Source organism: Mesorhizobium sp. M0854, from assembly GCF_040319815.1.
Lineage (GTDB): Bacteria > Pseudomonadota > Alphaproteobacteria > Rhizobiales > Rhizobiaceae > Mesorhizobium.
Window position 1 is genome coordinate 544,609 of the sequence record NZ_JAMYOL010000002.1, and the last position, 18,462, is coordinate 563,070.

The following is an 18,462-nucleotide window of genomic DNA, read 5'->3' on the forward strand; positions in this document are numbered from 1 at the left end:
GTTCACGCAGCCAGTTTACGCGTGGTACCCAGCGCCTCTTCGACCGTTTCCATGAACATTTCCGCGCAGACCTTCCAGCTGTAGCGCATCGCGCGTTGCCGCGCCTCGGCGCGGTCGACGTGAAGGGCGGCGAGCGCTGCTTGCCGCAGGTCGTCCGACACCGCGCCGCCGATGCCGTCACCCACAATATCGATCGGTCCGGTGACTGGATAGGCTGCGACCGGCGTGCCGCTGGCCAGCGCCTCGATGATGACGTTGCCGAACGTGTCGGTGCGGCTGGGGAAGACGAAGGCATCGGCCGAGGCGTAGATCTCGGCCAGTTCGTCGTTCGGACGATGGCCAAGGAAATGGGCATCGGGATATTTGGGCTTCAGCTTCGCCAATTCCGGCCCTTCGCCTACGACCAACTTGCTGCCGGGCAGGTCGAGGTCTAGGAAGGCCGGCAGGTTCTTTTCGATCGCGACGCGGCCGACGCAGAGGAAGATCGGTCCGGGAAATCCCAGGTCCTTTCTTTTGTCCGGCCGAAAATGATCGGTGTCGACGCCGCGCGTCCACGGCCGGAGCTTGGTGAAGCCGCGCGCCGCAAGATCGTCGGCAAGCGACTGGGTGGCAACCAGCGTGCCCTGTCCTGAATTGTGGAAATCACGCAGCCAGCGATAGGCCCATGCTTCAGGCACCGGCAGGCGCGCGCTCAGATATTCCGGAAAACGTGTGTGATAGCTGGTCGTGAACGGGCGGCCGGCGTTGCGGCAGTAGCGCCGGGCCATAATGCCGAGCGGTCCTTCGGTGACGATATGGATGTGGTCCACCTTGCGTGCCTCGATCAGCTGCGCCACGCGGTGCGGCGTCGTCAGCGCCAGCCTGATATCGGGATAGGTCGGCAGAGGCAGGGTGCGAAAGATATTCGGCGTCAGGAAGTCCGTCTCGATATCGAAGGATTTCAGGGTCTCCGAGAGACGCTCCAGCGTGTGGACGACGCCGTTGACTTGCGGGCGCCAGGCGTCGGTGACCATCAGGATGCGCATGGCGGTCCCTTGGCGGCAAGCTTGATTGCCTCGCCGCGACGCCTGAGCGGCGACCACGCCGCAGCTCGGGCGTCGCACCAGCGCACCCGGGCAGGCGCGGGGTCGAAATGAGGCCGCAGGGCCGAATCAATCAGGATCGCGCGCTTCATTGGCGCTCTTCACCATGGTTTCATGACGGGCCGATGAAGGCCGGGTGTCGCTGCCGTCAAGCGGGGACCTTGATCACCGCCCGAAGGCCGCCGAGCGGGCTGCGTTCGAGGACAATGTCGCCGCCATGGCTGCGGGCAATGTCTCGTGCGATGGAGAGGCCAAGGCCGGTGCCGCTGGCGTCGAGGTTGCGGGCCTCGTCCAGCCGCACGAACGGCTTGAATACATCCTCTCGCTTTTCGGGCGGAATTCCCGGGCCGTCATCGTCGATGGTGACGAGCAGCGAACCGCGCCCATGATTGGCATTGATCTCCACCGTCTTGGCATAGCGGAATGCATTGCCGACGACGTTGGACAGCAGCCGCGCAAAGGCATTGGGGCGCACGTGCACATGCGGATCGCCGACAAGCACGGTCGACAGCTTGCGCTTGCGCAGCGCGGCTTCCTCGCGAAGCTTGTCGAAGAAGGCTTCGAGATCGAACTGACCGGCATCTTCCGAAGCTTCGCCGCGTGCAAAGGCAAGGTAGCCTTCCAGCATCGACTGCATGTCGTCGATGTCCTGGTCGAGTGCCTGGGTATCGGCCGCCTTGGTCCCGGCAAGCGCCAATTGCAGCTTGAAGCGGGTGAGGATGGTCCTCAGATCGTGGCTGACGCCGCTCAGCATGGCGGTACGCTGCTCGAGCTGGCGTTCGATGCGTTCGCGCATCTGGATGAAGGCAAAGCCGGCGCGGCGGACTTCCTCGGCGCCGCGCGGGCGAAAATCGCGCGGCATCGGCCGGCCCTTGCCGAAGCTCTCGGCCGCCTCGGCCAGCGTCAGAATCGGCCGGATCTGGTTGCGCAGGAAGGGAATGGCGATCATCAGCAGCACCAGCGAGGTGCCGACCATCCAGATCAGGAAAATATGGGTGTTCGATGCATAGGCCTGGCTGCGGCGCACGAAGACGCGCAGCACCTTGTTCTCGAGCTGGACGCGGACCTCGACGATATTGGAATTGCCGACCGTATCGATCCAGAACGGACGGTTGATCTGGCGGGTGATCTCGGACGAAAGGATCTCGTCGAGGATCGAGAAGAACGGCTTTGGCCCGGGAGGCGGCAGCGGGTCGGGCGGTAGGAGGTCGACTTTCAGCTGCATGCGATCCTGGGCGATGCGGATGACGTTGGCGTAGTCGGCGTCATGCGGATAGGTCTCTATCAGGTCGATGATGGCGGCGATGTCGCGCACCGTGGCCTGCGACAGGCGTTGCGTCACGGTCTGCCAGTGGCGCTCCATGAAGACAAAGGCGACGACCGACTGCAGCATGATCATTGGCGCGATGACGATGATCAGCGAGCGGGCATAGAGCCGCTTCGGCATGTAAAGCGACACCAGGCGCCAGAAACGGTTCCAGGCGCGCGGCACGGCCTTGAGCGCCCGCGTCGCGCGGGCGCTGAAGCCGCCATCTCCCGGCCGTTCGAGTTGCGTGGTCGCCATTCGTCCTTTCGCTCACCGGGACCCGGCAAAGGGCCGCTGTCGGCGGCATTCTATTCCACGCTGAGCCGATACCCAATACCGCGCACGGTCTGCAGCCAGACCGGATTGGACGGATCGCGTTCGATCTTGCGGCGCAGCCGGTTGATCTGGACGTCGATCGTGCGCTCGCCGACCTCGGATTCATCGCCGACAAGCTCATGCCGCGGTATCGTCTCGCCGGCACGCGCAGCGAAGATCGCCAGGATTTCCTGCTCGCGGTCGGTCAGCTTGAGCGCCTCGCCGCCGCGCTTCAGCTCACGCCTGGCGATCTGGAACGTATAGGGGCCAAAGACCAGCTGTTCGACCTTGGGCGTCGTCGCGGGGCCGCCGCGGCGCAGGATATTGTTGATGCGCAGGATCAGCTCGCGCGGGTCGAACGGTTTAGGCAGATAGTCGTCGGCACCGGCCTCGAGCCCGGTGATCCGGCTGTCGGTTTCGGACAGTGCGGTGAGCATCAGGATCGGCACGTTTTTCTCGGCCCGCAGCGCCTTGGTGAGATCGACGCCGCTTTCACCCGGCATCATGACGTCGAGCACGATCAGATCGAAGTCGAGGCCGGCGAGCTTGCGCCTCGCCTCGCCGGAATTTCCGGCGACGGTGACGCGAAAACCGTTTTCGGTCAGATACTGTTTCAGAAGATTGCGGATACGGGTGTCGTCGTCGACCACCAGCAGATGCGGCGCGTCGTCTTCCGGTGCTGTCGGATGATCAACCCTCTCAATGGTCTCCATGGTTTTTCCCTGACATCTTTGCGGGCACAATGTCGATCTGCGCCCTTAGTTCCGGATTTACCATCGCTTCAAGGAACCGTTCGATAACGGCGCGTTCGGTGGCTCCGGAATCTTCCAATGCAGCATGGATGCGGCGCGACTGTGGCCGCGCCAGTGCCAGCGCCAGAGCACGGCCCTTGGCCGTCGGATAAAGCTCGCGCTGGCGGCGGTCGCGGGGGCCCTGCAATTGCACGATATGGTCGGTGTCGATCAGTTGCTTGAGCACGCGCGCCAGGCTCTGCTTGGTGATCTTGAGCACATCGAGGAGCTCGGCGACCGTCAGGCCGGGCCGGCGATTGACAAAATGCAACACCCGATGATGGGCGCGGCCAAAACCGTAATCGGCCAGGATCTGGTCCGGATCGGAGGTAAAGTCGCGATAGGCGAAGAAGAACAACTCGATGATGGCGAAATCGATGCCGTCCTCGTCGGTGATCGCCGTCCTGATCGGCTCTGCGGCTGCGTGGCTCGTCATCTTTTCTCCGTGTGAAGCAGGAAATTATGTCAGCACTATTGACGTATTTTCCGCGCGATGGTAATTTTTGGCAAGCTTTTCGGCGGATTGCGAACGAAAAGGCAAGCGAAGCCGTTTTTTCCGGAACTTCCTGAGTTTGCCAGACCTTAAATATCCGCCTACGCTTTGAGACAATGGCCGCCCGCAGCGGCCGAGGCGAAACACGCAACGACACAATGATGTGCGGGCTGCCGCCCGCGGGAGGTTACCATGGCATCCGTTCCCTTCGACCAACTGGACGGCTTTATCTGGATGAACGGCGAATTCGTCAAATGGGCCGACGCCAAGATCCACGTCTTGACCCACGGGCTGCACTACGCCAGCGCGGTATTCGAGGGCGAGCGCGCTTATGGGGGCGAAATTTTCAAGCTGACCGACCACACCGAACGCCTGCATGAATCGGCGCGCCTGCTTGGCTTCAAGATACCCTACTCGGTCGCCGAGATCGACGACGCCTGCCGCACGCTGTTGAAGAAGCAAGGTTTCCAGGACGCCTATGTCCGGCCGATCGCGTGGCGCGGCAGCGAACAGATGGGCGTTTCCGCACAGAACAGTCGGATCAACTGCGCCATCGCCATCTGGCAGTGGCCAAGCTATTTCGACCCGGCGCAGAAGCTCAAGGGGATCCGCCTCGACATGGCCGAATGGCGCCGCCCCGACCCGCGCACCGCACCGTCGAAATCGAAGGCGGCCGGCCTCTACATGATCTGCACCATGTCCAAGCATGCCGCCGAGGCCAAGGGCTATGCCGACGCCATGATGCTCGACTGGCGTGGCCAGGTGGCGGAAGCGACAGGCGCCAATATCTTCTTCGTCAAGGACGGCAAGATCCATACGCCCAAGCCTGATTGCTTCCTCGACGGCATCACCCGCCGCACGGTTATCGGCCTTGCCAAGGACCGCGGTTTGGAGGTGATCGAGCGCGCCATCATGCCGGATGAGCTTGAAGGCTTCCAGCAGTGCTTCCTCACCGGGACGGCAGCCGAGGTGACGCCGGTTTCGGAGATCGGTCCATACCGATTCGAGGTCGGCGAAATCGCCAAGACGCTGATGAATGACTATTCTGCGGCCGTTCAGCCCAAGCACGCAATCGCTGCAGAATAACGAAAGTCACAGCTTTTTTAACTAGTAAGGGCGGTTTTCGGGCCGCCCCTTTTATTTAAGCGCTTCTGCATTTGACTTTCACACAATTCGGCGTCTCATGATGGGGTCGGCCCGGGAGGCTGGCAGCTATGGAGGGACTGGAAATATGGATATGAACACGCTTCTTCCGATCATTATTCAGGTGATTACGGGTATCATCGGTGGTCAGGCGGTTGGCGCGGCTATCAAGACTGCGGCGATGGGGCAGCTTACCAAAATCCTGGGCGGCGCTGTCGGCGGCGTCGGCGGTGCGGCCATCCTCAACAGTCTGCTGGGTGGCTCGGTCGATCCGGCAGCCGCCGCCACGGCGGCAGGGGCCGGCAGCGCGTTGAACATTTCAAATATCGTTGGCGGTGCCGGCGGCGGCGCCATCCTGACCGGCATCATCGGTGCGGTCATGAACGCGATGAAGAAATAAGCTTTGACGTTTCAGGTTTTCAAATGGGCGGCTTCGGCCGCCCATTTCGTTTGCCGTTTGTGGGAGCGGTGGACGCCGTTCGCGTGTGTCTCTACATCAGGGCCTGGTTCAAGGTTGGAGCTCTCCTGACGCGTTCGAGGGGACGCGCAGCGCTCCGACAGCGTGAAAGGACGAATATGGGTCAGCTCAACGCCGGCATCGTGCCGGTCACGCCGTTCCAGCAGAACTGCACCATCCTCTTCGACATGGACGACAGGCAAGGCGTTGTCGTCGATCCGGGCGGCGACATCGACAAGGTGCTGGCGGCGCTCGAGGACAATGCGATCACTGCCGGCGCGATCTGGATTACGCACGGCCATATCGACCATGCCGGCGGGGCCATGGAACTGAAGGAGGCGCTCGGTATCGAGATCATCGGTCCGCATGCCGCCGACCGGCCGCTGCTCGCCAATCTCGAGAACCAGGCAAAGCGCTACGGCATCACCGATCCCGTGCGCAACTGTGTCCCCGACCGGTTCCTTGCCGAAGGCGAGACCGTTTCGTTCGGCTCGCACGTGTTCGAGGTGCTCCATTGTCCGGGCCATGCACCCGGCCACGTCGTCTACTATAGCCGGGCTGCGAAGTTCGCCCATGTCGGCGACGTGCTGTTCCGCGGTTCGGTCGGCCGCACCGATCTGCCGGGCGGCAACCACGCCGCGCTGATCGCCTCGATCAAGGAGAAGCTTTTGCCGTTGGGCGACGACATCGGCTTTATCTGCGGCCATGGTCCCGGCGGCCGTTTTGGTGAGGAGCGGCGGAGCAATCCTTTTCTGGTCTGAAACCGCTTGCCGGAAACAAAAAGCGCGGCCTGTGCGACCGCGCTTTTTTCCGACGGGAAACTGCCTCAGCTAATTGGCGGTGCAGAAATGCTGTTCGCCGTCATAGCCGGTGAACGTGCCGGTACGGGCGTTGAAGCTCCGGTAGCGGTCCGAGCAGTATTCGTACCAGCCGCGGGTCCACGGCTCCGCATAGCTTTCGGCATAGGCCACTCGCGGCTGCACGTAATAACGGCGCACCGGGGCAGGCCTGTAGTATTCATCATCATAGGCCGGGTCGTAATAGCGGGGCTGCGGGCTGGCGAGCGCACCGCCGATCAGGGCACCGGCCGCAAGGCCGAGCACGCCGGCCGCAACGGCGTCGCCGTGGCCGTGGTGCCGGCGGTGATGGCGCCATTCGTCGGCATTGGCCGCGGGCAAGGTCGCAAGCGTGGTCGCAACGACCGCGGCGGACAGGATGGCAGTCTTGAAAATTCGGTTCATGTCAGTCTCCTTCGTGCCGGCCCGGGTCGTTTCGGGGGATGCGGTCCGGCTTTAACGAAGATTAATATGCGACCGTGGCTGAACGGGGGCTGAACGAAATTTGGCCAGGCGGTTCATCTAACTGGGCGGTTCAAGCGTGCGGCAAATACCGCAGGCCAGACCGGCCCACGTCCATTCTGCCCGGGGGTGGTTCAGCCGATCGACAGGTTGACGGCTTTCGGACCCTTGCCGCGCTTGTCCGGCTCGGTGTCGAATGTCACTTTCTGCCCATCCTCGAGACCGGGAAGACCCGACGCCTGCACGGCCGAAATATGGACGAAGACATCCTTTGCCCCGTCGTCCGGCGTGATGAAGCCGAAGCCCTTGGCGTGATTGAAGAATTTGACGGTGCCGGTCTGCGGCATGGGAAGCTCCTTTGATCCCACAAGTCCAGTCTCGGGCCGGCAAATGCCCGGACGGAAATTTGTCCTTTATTTTAGTGCCATCGGCAAGAGAAAGTTTTGCGGGTGCCGGCAAGCATCCCGGAACACAAAAGGCGCGACGAAAACCGCCGCGCCTTTACAGAATTCAAGTTCACTCAAAAGCCTTGCAGCATCCTCACACCCCGAAAGGACGCGCGGAACGCCGCCGTTCAGGCGGCGCGGAGATTGACCGCTTTCGGACCCTTGCCCATACGGTCGGGCTCGACATCGAAGGTGACCTTCTGACCGTCGACGAGCGTGCGCAGCCCGGAAGCCTCGATCGCCGAGATGTGGACGAACACATCCTTGGCGCCGCCATCGGGCGTGATGAAGCCGAAGCCTTTGGTAGCGTTGAAGAATTTAACGGTGCCGGTCTGGGCCATTGGGGAAACTCCTTCACCCGTGTCAGTCTTGGTGGTTCCGCCCGCCGCCTGGCGCCGTGGGCAAGTCCCGGTGGTTGCTTCGGCAGTCATGCATTGGCGCATGGGTAAAACCCCCCGCCGAAAACGGGGCTGTCAGAGATTCACAGTATCGGGGAAAGGTCGTCCAAAACGTTCCGCTCTCCGGGTCGCAAATGCCCGAACACAAAATTTATCGCACGGAAACGTGATGCTTGCAAGACACAGCCGCGGGCGGCCCCAACAGGCGCATCCCGACGCATCGCACCGATAGTCCCGGTTCTCTGCGCGGTCATCGGCCAGACTTCACCCAGGCATGGTCCAGCCAGCGGGGCAGGTGCTGTCTTGGCTTGCGCCGGCATACCGCCCTGGCTCGCCAGTTGCAAACAGGGGTTGCATCTGGCAGCGGAATGACGAGGATTGGCCTGACCCAGGCACCATTTGTGCGGGCAGGAGTTTCGAGGGAGAGAACATTCATGCGGTTTCTTGCGGCAATCTTTCCGCGGCAGGTTTTTTCCATCCTGTTCCTGTCGGCAATTCTCGCAGCCTGCACCGTCGTGGTGGATGATGAGGGGCCGGGGCCGCGCCCGCCACGGCCGGGGCCGCAATTCTGCACCAGGCAATATGACCCGGTCTGTGCCCGGCGCGGCGGCGACCGCCAGACCTTCGCCAATGCCTGCCTTGCCGAACGGGCCGGATACCGCATCATTCGCGAGGGCGAGTGCCGCGGCGGTGGTGGTGGCGGTGAGGAGCAGACATTCTGCACCCGCGAATACCGCCCAGTCTGTGCCCGTCGCCATGGCGAACTGCGCACATTCCCCAACGAATGCGAAGCCCGCGCGGCGGATTATCGCGTCGTCGATGACGGGCCCTGCTAGCGCACCGACCTACAGCCTGGCCGGATAAGCACCATCTGGGGGCCGGCGTAGAGCTCAGCGCCGTTCCCGTTGGAGATGCGGATCTGCGGCATTATCAGCATGTGAAGCAGCGTTGTGGCGCGTCGGCTCAGTTGGCCGGGTTGTCGACCGGTTCGAGATTGTCTTCCGTGGTGACCCGCTCATAGGTCTCCTGATCGCTGCGGATGCGATATTGCGGCGAGCCGTCCTTGACCGGCAGCCGGCTCTTGATCTGGAACAGCTCCGCGGTCTTTTGGGCAAGGCCGGTGCGGCTCTTCATGCGGACGGTCTGGCCGACGGTGAAGATATGCGCCGGCGTATCCGTGCGCCGCGCATTCTGCTGGAAGCGGATCATGTGACATTCTCCTGGTCGTGCCGAAGCGCTGCGTCGAGCTCGGCATGGTCAATGGCGACAAGCTGGCTGGTCGCGCTTTTCACTGTCCTTGCCGGCAGATGGATGAAAGTGGCGACGCGGCGCCAGGCAGGCCAGGACATGCCGTCGATCAGTTCTTCGTCGTGGTCGATGTCATAGTCGCCGGCCGGCTGCATGCCATCCAGCCCGCCAAGCACGAAAGGTGCCGCGAAATGCGCTATGGAATGGGTGGTGCGAGCAGACATTCTTGTGCGCCTCGAAGTTCTCGCTTGTGCCTTGAAGTTCTCGTGCCTTGAAGTTTCTTTCCGGCCTGCCCCGGAAGCGGAGCCTGCATTGCGGTACCAGGTGTCGGCGATTTGGATAAGTTTGGCGGGCCGAGAATCCCTGACACCGCGGGGCCAAGCATGACCCAAACGGTTTCATACCTCTAGTCTGAAAATACGACTTATTCAAGAAGTTTTCGGCCTCTTACCCCTACCAACGTCAAATTACTTTTCTATAGTTATCCGCAGAACGATGATACGGTCCCGGTGCACCTCAAAAATTGTTTGAAGAACTTCCGAAAAAATTCCTCCGGCATTTGTATTTATCTAGCAATGGAAGGAAGAGAGTCATGAACTCCGCAAGAACACCGGATGTCCCGACAGTTGCAGTCAGTCCTGTCGCAAAGCCGATAAAGGTCTTGTCGCCGCGTCTCACGATAAGAAGCGACGAGGCGGCAAGGCGAAGGATTGCCGACACCGACGGCACGGCGCGGCGGGCGCGCCAGCTTGCCGAAAGCAACCGCCTGATTTGACGCGCAAGCCATGACGCTCAATTTTCCCAATCCCAGCCGCTCCTATGACCCGGCGGCCAAGCGCATTCGTTTCGTCGGCCATGACGGCATGCTCGAAGTCCCGTTCTTTGTCGAGGTCGCGGCACTTTCGGCGGCAAACCCGGCAGCAAGCGGAGCCGAGGCCGAATTTCTCAGCGCCTTCGACGCCAAGCGTTCGTCGATCCACGAGATTGCGCGCCAAGCCTACTCGCACGGCCGCAGGAACATGTATGTGCTGACGCCGGCCGACTTTCGGTAGGCTCCCCCGGGTTCGAAGTTTTGCTTCGTAGCGACCGCCGTCTGCTCTTGCACGCGCCGCAGCGATGGCCTAGATCGCGGCAGGCGGACAACACGGCAGGTTTCCCATCAACAGAGATCCGAGACAACCGGCAGGCGCACGTTACGGCTCAGGCGGACAGCCGCCGCTGGGGCTCGACCAGCACGTGCAGCAGGCGCTGCAGCTGCACCAGGCCGGGCGCCGGCAGGAAGCCGAGGCGCTTTACCGACAGGTGCTGGCGCAAAAGGCCAACCACCCGGCTGCTGCGCATTTCCTCGGGCTTCTGCTGCACCAGACCGGGCGCAGCGCCGAGGGGCTGGCGCTGATCGAACAATCGGTGCGTCTGCAACCGAACAATCCGGATTTCCTCAACAATCTCGGCACCGTGCTGCGCGACCTCGGCCGGGTCGCGGCCGCCGCCGATCTCTTCCGCAAGGTGGTGGCGATTCGGCCGGACCAGCTGGCGGCGCGTGACAATCTCGGCTCGTCGCTGAAGCAGCTCGGCCAATTCGAAGGCGCCGAGGATATTTATCGCGGCACGATCGGCCGCAACCCGTTCCATGTCCGCGCCCGCGTCGGGCTTGCCGAAACGCTGCAGGAAGCGGGCCGGCTGGATGAGGCACTGGCTGTTTTTCGCGAGGCGCTGACGATCCGGCCGAAGGATGCCGATCTTTTGCACGGCCTGGGTGTCGGGCTGATGGAAAAGGGCAATCTCGACGAGGCTGCGGATCTTTTCAGGCAGGCGCTGGCTGTGGACCCCGGCATGGCGAGGGCCTGGCTGATGCTTACCCAGGTCAAGCGCCAAAAGGAGCGCGACGCCGAGCTTGCCCGCATGGAGGCGGAGCACGCCAAGGCGCCGCAAGGCAGCCTGGCGCGCATGCAGCTTTCCTTCGGTCTCGGCAAGGCCAATGACGACCTCAGGGAGTATGGCCGCGCCTTCGACTATTTCGCCGAAGGCAACGCGATCCGCCGCCAGGGCATCGACTACGACGCCAGCAAGACGCGCGGCGAGTTCGAGGCGATGAAGGCGGTGTTCGACAAGGCCTTTTTTGAAAGGCACAAGCCGAGCGAGATAGCCGAGGACACGCCGATCTTCGTCGTCGGCATGCCGCGTTCCGGCACCACGCTGGTCGAGCAGATCATCGCCAGCCATCCGCAGGTCTATGGCGCCGGCGAGCTCAGCATATTGAAGACGGCGGTCGGCAAGCAGTTTCCGCTCAGCATGAAGGGCGGCTTTCCCTGGGGCATCGCCGACATGCCCGACAAGGCCTATGCCGAGGCCGGCCAGGCCTATCTCGACATGCTGCACGCCCGCTATCCGGGTTCTCGACACGTCACCGACAAGATGCCCGGCAATTTCCTGTTGGTCGGTTTCATCCACATGATGCTGCCGCGGGCCAAGATCATCCATTGCGTGCGCGATGCGGCGGCGACCTGCCTGTCGATCTACAAGGTGCACTTCCGCGGCGACAGCCATCGCTACGGCTACGATCTCGACGAGCTCGCCGATTTCCACAATCTGTACACCGACATCATGGCGCACTGGCACGCCGTGCTGCCTGATGTCGTGCACGACGTTCGCTACGAGGATTTCGTCGCCGACCAGGAAGGCCGGTCGCGGGCGCTGATCGCCCATCTCGGCCTGCCGTGGGACGACGCCGTGCTGTCGTTCCACGAGACCGACCGGCCGGTGCGAACGGCGTCGGCTGCGCAAGTGCGCCAGCCGATGTATCAGGGCTCGGTCGACCTGTGGAAGCGCTATGGCGACCGGCTGAAGCCGCTGCACGACAAACTTGATCGAGGGGCGCCTACAGCTCGATGAAGGGCTGAAAACCGCCAAAGATCATGCGCTTGCCGTCGAATGGCATGGTCTCCCAGTCCGACTTGAGGCGCGGGTCGGCCATCACCTTGGCCATCACCGCGTCGCGGCTCTGGCGCGATTCGTAGACCACCCATGAGAAGATGACGACCTCGTCGTCCTTGGCCTGTACGGCGCGCGGGAACGAGGTGAGCTCGCCATAAGGGACGTCGTCGCCGACGCATTCGACGTAGGCAAGAGCACCGTGCTCCTTCCAGACGGCGCCGCCGGTTTCCGCCAGCTTCTTGTAAGCATCGAGCTTTGCCTTCGGTACGGCAAGTACGAAACCGTCGACATAGGACATCTGATTTCCTCCATGCGATCGTTTTCCTCTCCCTCTGGAGCGGGAGAGGTGATTTCAGACACAGCCTGTGTGGAATGCTAAGCTGCTTTCACCGGTGCGTTCATTGCCCATTCGACGCCGAACGGATCACGCATATTGCCCCAGCGATCACCCCAGAACATCACTTGCAACGGCACGACTTCCTCGCAGCCCGCCTCGATGGCCCGCTGCCACCAGGCGTCGATGTCGTCGCTGCCGAGATGGAGCTGCATGGTGTAGCCCTGCGGCTTCACAGCGGCCATTCCATGCTCGGGATAGAAGTCGGAAAGCATCAGGGTCGAACCGTTGATGTGGAGATGGATATGCATGGTACGGCCCTGTTCGTCCGGCGGATAGGCAAAGACCTGCTCGGCACCGAAGGCCTTTCGGTAAAATTCGGCGGCTTTGAAAGCGCCATCCAACTGAAGGTAGGGCGTCAATCCGCCAAGCACTTTGGCGGCGGGCTGGGTCTGCGGCTGGTCATTCATGTCATGCTCCTCTTTGCGTCTGGTTTGCCTTTGCGAACCACAGGACGAACGGAACGGCGACGATCCTACACGGCCGATGGTTTTTTGGATTCGAAATGGCGCCTGCCGCGACGGCCAACTGCCACCTTTCAACCTTCGATGCGAATCCGCGGGCTGTTTTGCGCGTCGACGACGATTTCCGGCCAGCCAATATCTTTGCGCAGCTCGATCGGCAATGAAAGGATGGCGCGTTCGCTGCGATAGCGGGCGCGAGCCGCCGAGTAACGCGTCACGGCGTGACCTATGGATGACAGAATAGACATGATGCTTTCTCCTCGATTGGCGCCGGCATCACCGTGTCGGCAACCCAAGGACGTGGCATGCGATCATCATCCGACAGAGCGCCGGAATTTTTTTCCGCAAGCCTTCAGCCGCCGGCTTCGGCAACCTCCCGGAAGAACTCCTCCGGGCTGTCGATCTCGGTCAATCGCCGTTTCTCGATCAGCCAGAAGCGGTTGCCAACCGCGCGGATGAAGGAGCGGTCGTGCGAGGCAAGCAGGCAGCTCGCCTGATGTTCCAGCAATTCCGCTTCCAGTGCTTCCTGACCATCGATATCGAGGTGATTGGTCGGCTCGTCGAGCAAATAGAAGTTGGGATTGGCGAGCCTCAGCGCCAGCATCATCAGCCGCGCCTTCTGTCCGCCCGACAGCACGCCGATCCTGTGCTCCTGCATGTCGATGCTGACGCCGGCGCCCGCCAGCAGCGAGCGGGCGCGCTGCTCGCCGACATCGAATCTGCGCGAGAGCATCGCCAGCGGCGTGTCGTCGCCGCCGATGCCCGACAATGCCTGGTCGCTATAGCCGAGCACCGTCGACGGCGTCACCTTCAGGCTTCGCGCCGCCGTTTCCGGCTCGACGATGGCGTTCCGGATCAGGCCGATCAGCCGTGACTTGCCGACGCCGTTACGGCCGAGCAGGACGATGCGGTCGCCTTGGCAGATGTGGCGTTTGCCGGTGCTGAACAGAACCGTGCCGTCAGGTGTTCCGACCACCAAATCGTCGAGCGTGATCAGTACCTTGGCATGGCTGCCGCGATTGGCGAGCTTGATCGCGCCCGCCGATCTTTCGCGGTGTGCCGGCGCTGCCGCTTCTTCCAGACGCTCTGCCCGCTGGTTGAGCTGCTTGGTCTTGACCGTCAAAAGGTCGCTGCCGGAATTGATGCCGATATTGTTGAGCTTGGCGGCCTGCCGGCGCAGCTGCTGCGCCACTTTCATGTCGCGCTGGAATTTGCGCTCGGTCGAGGCATCGACTTCGCTCAATGCGTCCCTGGCTCGTGAATAGGGCAGCGAGAATACCGGCGACTGTTCCGGGCGCAGGAACAGCGTCCGGTTGGTCGTAGCATCGAGAAAAGCGCGGTCGTGGCTGGCAATCACCAGCGGCACCTCACGTGGCAGCGCGTTCAGCCAGGTCTCGATCTGGCTGATCTTGCCGAGATCGAGGTGATTGGTCGGCTCGTCGAGAAGCAGGACGTCGGGGTCGGTGACCCAGACGCGGGCGATCAGCGCCAGCCTTTGCCAGCCGCCGCTCAAGGCACGCATCGGCCGCGCTCGCATCGGCTGCGGCACGTCGAGCGAGTCGAGAACCACGTCAACGCGCCATTGCTCGCTTTCGGCCTGCTCGGCCGGCAAGGCGTCGGCGGCCACCACCTCATGAAAGCTACGCCCGGCCAAGGCTGCCGGGACGACTTGCTCGACATAGCCGACGCGCAGGCCGCGCGTACGGGTGATGTCGCCTGATGTCGGCTCCATCTCGCCGGTCAGGCACTTCAGCAAAGTGGATTTGCCGCGCCCATTGGCGGCGACGATGCCGAGCCGGTCGCCGGTGCCGATGGTGAGGTCGAGGTTGGAAAACAGCGGCGCATTCAGGGTGACGCCGAGGGATTTGAGGCTGATCAGGGCCATTTTGATTTCTCTGGTCTTGCCGGAGCCCGGCTCAATGCACTTTGACGGTGCACGTGCCAGCCATTAGGCTCGGCATTGCGCACCACGAAGGGCAGACCAAAAAATCGAAGCGGGGAAAACCCGGACCGTCCCTGGTCAGCCCTGCAAGCTAGCTCGCAGGGCAAAAACAGGGCCGCGCTGACGGTGGTGAGAAAATAACACGCAGCCCTCCTTTCAAGACGTTCGAGTTGTAGAAACTGGCTACACCAAGGCTAGGGCCGATGGCAAGTGGCTAGGCTCCCCCTTCTCCACTTGTGGGAGAAGGTGGCCGCGAAGCGGTCGGGATGAGGGGTGCTCCAGCTTGGCACCGACGGCGATCCGTCCAGCACCCCTCAACCGTCTCGGCGCTGCGCGCCGATCCACCTTCTCCCCCAAGGGGAGAAGGGAAGCTCGCTAGCGTCCCGGGCGCCCCGTCTTGCCGGGGCGGCGCTTTTCACGGCGGGCGTCGGCCGGGTCTTCGTAGGAGCCGATACCACTGCGCTGGCGGACAATGGGTTTGGCGGAATCGTTGCGTTCCTTTGCGCCCCCCTCTGCCCTGCCGCGCATCTCCCCCACACGGGGGGAGATCGGCTGTGGTTTCGCTGGCACCTTTCCTTCGACCGGCTTTTCCGTCCGCCGCACGGTCATCTCGTCGAGCGAGTTCTTCTTGAATAGCGGCTTGGTCGGTTCGCCCGGGATGCCGAAGTCGGAGCCGTGCGCCTCTTCGGCCGACTGCTTCTTGAACAGCGAACGCGACACTGCGCCGGCCGGGGTCGGCATATCCGTGCCCGGCCCCATGGCGTCGAGCGAGGGCTTCGAAAACAGCGGCTTCTTCACCGGCACGGCGCCGTCGGCGCCCATCTCGTCGAGTGCCGGCTTGCGGAAGAGGTTGGGCCGGGCCGCCTCTTCGGCCGAACGTGCCTCGTCGAGCTTGCGGAAACGCTCCTGTTCCTCCGATGTACGGTGTTTGGCCACGCCCTTGTTGTGCTTGCCCTTTTCGCGGCCCGAGACCGGGCTTTCCATGTCGGCATATTTGGCCAGCGGATCGTCGGAGATGGACAGCTCCATCTCGCGCAGCCGCTTGATCTCGTCGCGGATACGGGCTGCCTTCTCGAAATCGAGATTGGCGGCGGCATCGCGCATCTGCTTGTCCAGGGCGTCGAGATGCGCTTTCAGATTGTTGCCCATCATCGCGCCGGCGCTGTCGGTGAACTGCGAGATATCGGCGCGGACATGATCTTTTTCGTAGACCGAGTCCAGGATGTCCGAAATGCGCGACTTGACCGATTCCGGGGTGATGCCGTTGGCCGCGTTCCACTCCATCTGCTTTTCGCGACGGCGGTTGGTCTCGGCCATTGCCCGCTCCATCGAGCCGGTGATCTGGTCGGCATAGAGGATGACCTTGCCGTCGACGTTTCTGGCGGCGCGGCCGATCGTCTGGATCAGCGATGTCTCGGAGCGCAGGAAACCTTCCTTGTCGGCATCGAGAATGGCGACGAAACCGCATTCGGGAATGTCGAGGCCTTCGCGCAACAGGTTGATGCCGACGAGCACGTCGAAGGCGCCGAGGCGCAGGTCGCGCAGGATCTCGATGCGCTCCAGCGTGTCGATGTCGGAGTGCATATAGCGCACGCGTATGCCTTGCTCATGCAGATATTCGGTCAAATCCTCGGCCATGCGCTTGGTCAGCACGGTCACCAGCGTGCGGTAGCCGGCCTTCGTGGTTTCGCGGATTTCGCCGACGACGTCGTCGACCTGCGTCTTGGCCGGGCGTACTTCGACCGGCGGGTCGATGAGGCCGGTCGGGCGGATGACCTGCTCGGCGAAGACGCCGCCGGACTGCTCCATCTCCCAGGCGCCGGGCGTCGCCGAAACCGCGACGGAGAGCGGGCGCATGGCGTCCCATTCCTCGAAGCGCAGCGGCCGGTTGTCCATGCAGGACGGCAGGCGGAAACCATACTCGGCCAGCGTCGCCTTGCGACGAAAGTCGCCGCGATACATGCCGCCGATCTGCGGTATGGTGACGTGACTTTCGTCGACGAAGACCAGCGCATTGTCGGGTATGTATTCGAACAAGGTTGGAGGCGGATCGCCCGGCTGGCGGCCGGTCAGATAGCGCGAATAGTTCTCGATGCCGGCGCAGGACCCGGTCGCCTCCAGCATCTCCAGGTCGAAGCGGGTGCGCTGCTCAAGCCGCTGCGCCTCAAGCAGGCGGCCAGCCTTTTCAAGCTCTTGCAGGCGATACTTCAGTTCTTCCTTGATCGACTTGATGGCTTGATTCAAGGTCGGCCGCGGCGTCACATAGTGCGAATTGGCGTAGATCTTGACGCTCTTCAGCTCGCCGGTCTTCTGGCCGGTCAGCGGATCGAACTCGGTGATCGCCTCGATCTCGTCGCCGAACAGCGAGATGCGCCAGGCGCGATCCTCAAGGTGGGCCGGGAAGATCTCGATCGTGTCGCCGCGCACCCGGAACGAACCGCGGACGAAATTGATATCCTGGCGCTTGTATTGCTGGGCGACGAGGTCGGCGAGCAGCGCGCGCTGGTCGAGCCGGTCGCCGATCTGCATCTGGAAGGTCATCGCCGTGTAGGTCTCGACCGAGCCGATACCGTAGATGCAGGACACCGAGGCGACGATGATGACGTCGTCGCGCTCAAGCAGCGAACGCGTCGCCGAATGGCGCATGCGGTCGATCTGCTCGTTGATCGAGGATTCCTTCTCGATGTAGGTGTCGGTCCGTGGCACATAGGCCTCCGGCTGGTAATAGTCGTAGTAACTGACGAAATACTCGACGGCGTTTTCCGGGAAGAATTTCTTGAACTCGGAGTAGAGCTGCGCGGCCAACGTCTTGTTGGGCGCCAGGATCAGAGCGGGGCGCTGCGTCTCCTCGATCACCTTGGCCATGGTGAAGGTCTTGCCCGAGCCGGTGACGCCGAGCAGCACCTGGGTGCGGTCGTTGCGGTCGACGCCTTCGACGAGATCCTTGATCGCCGTCGGCTGGTCGCCGGCCGGCTCGAAATCCGAGACCATCCTGATGGCGATGCCACCTTCGGATTTCTCAGGCCGGGCAGGGCGGTGCGGCGTCCACAGCACGCCGTCCTTGTGCAGCGGATTGCCGGATTCGATCAGCGCCGACAGCGCCGCGACGGTCGCGGTGACGCCGCCCGAGGCCATGGTCTCGGCCTCTTCCAGGGAGACATCGAGGCCAGCGACAGGGTTGAGACCGGCCGCGGTACGCTCCCGCGCCGAAGCCGCGCCGCCCATCGAGGTGCCGCGTGCCGTACGGCCGGGAGAAGAGGAGCGCTCCGGGATTTTCTTGGCAGACTTGGCGCCTTCCCTCCCCCTCGAGGGGAGGGTGGCGGCGGAGCCGCCGGGTGGGGTCGGTGCGGCAGTGCTCGGCGACCCTTGATGCCGAGCGCTTCCTTTGCCGACCCCCTCTGTCGCCTTCGGCGACATCTCCCCCTCGAGGGGGGAGATTTGACGCCCTTCCTTCTCGGCTTCCTGCTCGATCTGCTCGGCCCAGTCGGCAATCGAGCCGGTCAGCGGCGCGCCGGTGAATTCGGCCTGCGGCGCTTCGGCAAAGCCATGCAGCGGCTCCGAGGCATCGAGGAAATCGGTCAGCGGACTGCGCCGCTTGTGCGGCGAAGCGCGCTCGTCATTCGCCGGCGGCGGCGTTTTCTTGTCGGAGAGTCTGGCCATGGCCCCGAATATGGGAGGTATCGGCCAAAATGGAAAGAGCGGAGTGGTGAAGGGTGCCGCGCGCAATTTGGCTGCTGACAGCAGGCTGTCA

General features: G+C 62.8%; 21 protein-coding genes. 7 read left to right on the forward strand and 14 right to left on the reverse strand.

From position 1 onward, the window contains the following. Positions 1–2 precede the first annotated feature (2 nt). The 4 genes from NKH99_RS05540 to NKH99_RS05555 all read right to left on the reverse strand — a co-directional run bounded on the left by NKH99_RS05540 (position 3) and on the right by NKH99_RS05555 (position 3,930). Positions 3–1,025, reverse strand: coding sequence for a glycosyltransferase family 4 protein (locus tag NKH99_RS05540; protein ID WP_353013078.1), 1,023 nt, complete (start codon positions 1,023–1,025; stop codon positions 3–5). Positions 1,026–1,230: 205 nt separating this feature from the next. After that, positions 1,231–2,646, reverse strand: a complete 1,416-nt coding sequence (locus NKH99_RS05545; protein ID WP_352541020.1) for an ATP-binding protein — start codon at positions 2,644–2,646, stop codon at positions 1,231–1,233. A gap of 50 nt (positions 2,647–2,696) precedes the next feature. Then, complete coding sequence (locus tag NKH99_RS05550) at positions 2,697–3,416, reverse strand: response regulator (RefSeq protein ID WP_023678415.1); 720 nt, start codon at positions 3,414–3,416, stop codon at positions 2,697–2,699. Next, positions 3,403–3,930 (reverse strand): MarR family winged helix-turn-helix transcriptional regulator, encoded by a 528-nt coding sequence (locus NKH99_RS05555; protein WP_352456926.1) that lies wholly within the window; start codon positions 3,928–3,930, stop codon positions 3,403–3,405. Before NKH99_RS05555 ends, NKH99_RS05550 begins: the two co-directional genes overlap by 14 nt. Positions 3,931–4,179: 249 nt before the next feature. On the opposite strand from NKH99_RS05555, the gene NKH99_RS05560 reads away from it, so the two are divergent. From NKH99_RS05560 to NKH99_RS05570, 3 genes are all read left to right on the forward strand, one after another. Further along, the gene (locus tag NKH99_RS05560) at positions 4,180–5,073 is read left to right on the forward strand and encodes a branched-chain amino acid aminotransferase (protein WP_352450493.1); all 894 of its coding nucleotides are present in this window, start codon (positions 4,180–4,182) and stop codon (positions 5,071–5,073) included. A 145-nt stretch (positions 5,074–5,218) separates the two neighbouring features. Then, a complete protein-coding gene (locus NKH99_RS05565; RefSeq protein ID WP_352450492.1) occupies positions 5,219–5,530 on the forward strand; it encodes a hypothetical protein in 312 nt (103 codons plus the stop codon). A 176-nt stretch (positions 5,531–5,706) separates the two neighbouring features. Beyond that, positions 5,707–6,348, forward strand: coding sequence for an MBL fold metallo-hydrolase (locus NKH99_RS05570; protein ID WP_352450491.1), 642 nt, complete (start codon positions 5,707–5,709; stop codon positions 6,346–6,348). A gap of 69 nt (positions 6,349–6,417) precedes the next feature. On the opposite strand, the gene NKH99_RS05575 is transcribed toward NKH99_RS05570, so the two are convergent. The 3 genes from NKH99_RS05575 to NKH99_RS05585 all read right to left on the reverse strand — a co-directional run bounded on the left by NKH99_RS05575 (position 6,418) and on the right by NKH99_RS05585 (position 7,672). Continuing rightward, complete coding sequence (locus NKH99_RS05575) at positions 6,418–6,828, reverse strand: BA14K family protein (protein ID WP_023678410.1); 411 nt, start codon at positions 6,826–6,828, stop codon at positions 6,418–6,420. A 191-nt stretch (positions 6,829–7,019) separates the two neighbouring features. Continuing rightward, a complete protein-coding gene (locus NKH99_RS05580) occupies positions 7,020–7,232 on the reverse strand; it encodes a cold-shock protein (RefSeq protein WP_006202521.1) in 213 nt (70 codons plus the stop codon). A 227-nt stretch (positions 7,233–7,459) separates the two neighbouring features. Next, entirely contained in the window at positions 7,460–7,672 is a 213-nt protein-coding gene (locus NKH99_RS05585; RefSeq protein ID WP_006202520.1) for a cold-shock protein, read from the reverse strand. Positions 7,673–8,163: 491 nt separating this feature from the next. Between NKH99_RS05585 and NKH99_RS05590 the strand changes: the two genes are divergently transcribed. Beyond that, entirely contained in the window at positions 8,164–8,565 is a 402-nt protein-coding gene (locus NKH99_RS05590; RefSeq protein WP_023678409.1) for a Kazal-type serine protease inhibitor family protein, read from the forward strand. Positions 8,566–8,692: 127 nt separating this feature from the next. Here the strand turns inward: NKH99_RS05590 and NKH99_RS05595 are convergent, their stop codons facing one another. Together NKH99_RS05595 and NKH99_RS05600 are read right to left on the reverse strand one after the other, a co-directional pair. Beyond that, the gene (locus NKH99_RS05595; RefSeq protein ID WP_023678408.1) at positions 8,693–8,938 is read right to left on the reverse strand and encodes a hypothetical protein; all 246 of its coding nucleotides are present in this window, start codon (positions 8,936–8,938) and stop codon (positions 8,693–8,695) included. Next, positions 8,935–9,201 carry a hypothetical protein gene (locus NKH99_RS05600; RefSeq protein WP_352469759.1) on the reverse strand — a complete coding sequence of 89 codons (267 nt, stop codon included), beginning with the start codon at positions 9,199–9,201 and terminating at the stop codon, positions 8,935–8,937. Before NKH99_RS05600 ends, NKH99_RS05595 begins: the two co-directional genes overlap by 4 nt. A 368-nt stretch (positions 9,202–9,569) precedes the next feature. On the opposite strand from NKH99_RS05600, the gene NKH99_RS05605 reads away from it, so the two are divergent. The 3 genes from NKH99_RS05605 (at position 9,570) to NKH99_RS05615 (ending at position 11,869) form a co-directional block, all read left to right on the forward strand. Then, entirely contained in the window at positions 9,570–9,752 is a 183-nt protein-coding gene (locus NKH99_RS05605; protein ID WP_023678406.1) for a hypothetical protein, read from the forward strand. 10 nt (positions 9,753–9,762) lie between these two features. Then, positions 9,763–10,029, forward strand: coding sequence for a DUF1488 family protein (locus NKH99_RS05610; protein ID WP_352683477.1), 267 nt, complete (start codon positions 9,763–9,765; stop codon positions 10,027–10,029). A gap of 184 nt (positions 10,030–10,213) precedes the next feature. After that, the gene (locus tag NKH99_RS05615; RefSeq protein ID WP_353013081.1) at positions 10,214–11,869 is read left to right on the forward strand and encodes a tetratricopeptide repeat-containing sulfotransferase family protein; all 1,656 of its coding nucleotides are present in this window, start codon (positions 10,214–10,216) and stop codon (positions 11,867–11,869) included. Here the strand turns inward: NKH99_RS05615 and NKH99_RS05620 are convergent. From NKH99_RS05620 to uvrB, 5 genes are all read right to left on the reverse strand, one after another. Then, a complete protein-coding gene (locus tag NKH99_RS05620; RefSeq protein ID WP_023678403.1) occupies positions 11,856–12,209 on the reverse strand; it encodes a DUF1428 domain-containing protein in 354 nt (117 codons plus the stop codon). The genes NKH99_RS05615 and NKH99_RS05620 overlap by 14 nt on opposite strands. 77 nt (positions 12,210–12,286) lie before the next feature. Then, on the reverse strand, positions 12,287–12,715 hold the full coding sequence (locus tag NKH99_RS05625; RefSeq protein ID WP_352541022.1) for a VOC family protein: 429 nt from the start codon (positions 12,713–12,715) through the stop codon (positions 12,287–12,289). A 128-nt stretch (positions 12,716–12,843) separates the two neighbouring features. Beyond that, complete coding sequence (locus NKH99_RS05630; protein WP_023719167.1) at positions 12,844–13,017, reverse strand: hypothetical protein; 174 nt, start codon at positions 13,015–13,017, stop codon at positions 12,844–12,846. Between the two features lie 104 nt (positions 13,018–13,121). After that, on the reverse strand, positions 13,122–14,654 hold the full coding sequence (locus tag NKH99_RS05635; RefSeq protein WP_353013084.1) for an ABC-F family ATP-binding cassette domain-containing protein: 1,533 nt from the start codon (positions 14,652–14,654) through the stop codon (positions 13,122–13,124). Between the two features lie 432 nt (positions 14,655–15,086). Next, positions 15,087–18,371 (reverse strand): excinuclease ABC subunit UvrB, encoded by a 3,285-nt coding sequence (gene uvrB / locus NKH99_RS05640; protein WP_353013087.1) that lies wholly within the window; start codon positions 18,369–18,371, stop codon positions 15,087–15,089. Positions 18,372–18,462 lie beyond the last annotated feature (91 nt).

Bases quoted from the DNA above. Each gene is read 5' to 3' on its own strand.
- NKH99_RS05540 (WP_353013078.1), bottom strand. From the start codon at position 1,025: ATGCGCATCCTGATGGTCACCGACGCCTGGCGCCCGCAAGTCAACGGC.
- NKH99_RS05545 (WP_352541020.1), bottom strand. From the start codon at position 2,646: ATGGCGACCACGCAACTCGAACGGCCGGGAGATGGCGGCTTCAGCGCC.
- NKH99_RS05550 (WP_023678415.1), bottom strand. From the start codon at position 3,416: ATGGAGACCATTGAGAGGGTTGATCATCCGACAGCACCGGAAGACGAC.
- NKH99_RS05555 (WP_352456926.1), bottom strand. From the start codon at position 3,930: ATGACGAGCCACGCAGCCGCAGAGCCGATCAGGACGGCGATCACCGAC.
- NKH99_RS05560 (WP_352450493.1), top strand. From the start codon at position 4,180: ATGGCATCCGTTCCCTTCGACCAACTGGACGGCTTTATCTGGATGAAC.
- NKH99_RS05565 (WP_352450492.1), top strand. From the start codon at position 5,219: ATGGATATGAACACGCTTCTTCCGATCATTATTCAGGTGATTACGGGT.
- NKH99_RS05570 (WP_352450491.1), top strand. From the start codon at position 5,707: ATGGGTCAGCTCAACGCCGGCATCGTGCCGGTCACGCCGTTCCAGCAG.
- NKH99_RS05575 (WP_023678410.1), bottom strand. From the start codon at position 6,828: ATGAACCGAATTTTCAAGACTGCCATCCTGTCCGCCGCGGTCGTTGCG.
- NKH99_RS05580 (WP_006202521.1), bottom strand. From the start codon at position 7,232: ATGCCGCAGACCGGCACCGTCAAATTCTTCAATCACGCCAAGGGCTTC.
- NKH99_RS05585 (WP_006202520.1), bottom strand. From the start codon at position 7,672: ATGGCCCAGACCGGCACCGTTAAATTCTTCAACGCTACCAAAGGCTTC.
- NKH99_RS05590 (WP_023678409.1), top strand. From the start codon at position 8,164: ATGCGGTTTCTTGCGGCAATCTTTCCGCGGCAGGTTTTTTCCATCCTG.
- NKH99_RS05595 (WP_023678408.1), bottom strand. From the start codon at position 8,938: ATGATCCGCTTCCAGCAGAATGCGCGGCGCACGGATACGCCGGCGCAT.
- NKH99_RS05600 (WP_352469759.1), bottom strand. From the start codon at position 9,201: ATGTCTGCTCGCACCACCCATTCCATAGCGCATTTCGCGGCACCTTTC.
- NKH99_RS05605 (WP_023678406.1), top strand. From the start codon at position 9,570: ATGAACTCCGCAAGAACACCGGATGTCCCGACAGTTGCAGTCAGTCCT.
- NKH99_RS05610 (WP_352683477.1), top strand. From the start codon at position 9,763: ATGACGCTCAATTTTCCCAATCCCAGCCGCTCCTATGACCCGGCGGCC.
- NKH99_RS05620 (WP_023678403.1), bottom strand. From the start codon at position 12,209: ATGTCCTATGTCGACGGTTTCGTACTTGCCGTACCGAAGGCAAAGCTC.
- NKH99_RS05625 (WP_352541022.1), bottom strand. From the start codon at position 12,715: ATGAATGACCAGCCGCAGACCCAGCCCGCCGCCAAAGTGCTTGGCGGA.
- NKH99_RS05630 (WP_023719167.1), bottom strand. From the start codon at position 13,017: ATGTCTATTCTGTCATCCATAGGTCACGCCGTGACGCGTTACTCGGCG.
- NKH99_RS05635 (WP_353013084.1), bottom strand. From the start codon at position 14,654: ATGGCCCTGATCAGCCTCAAATCCCTCGGCGTCACCCTGAATGCGCCG.
- uvrB (WP_353013087.1), bottom strand. From the start codon at position 18,371: ATGGCCAGACTCTCCGACAAGAAAACGCCGCCGCCGGCGAATGACGAG.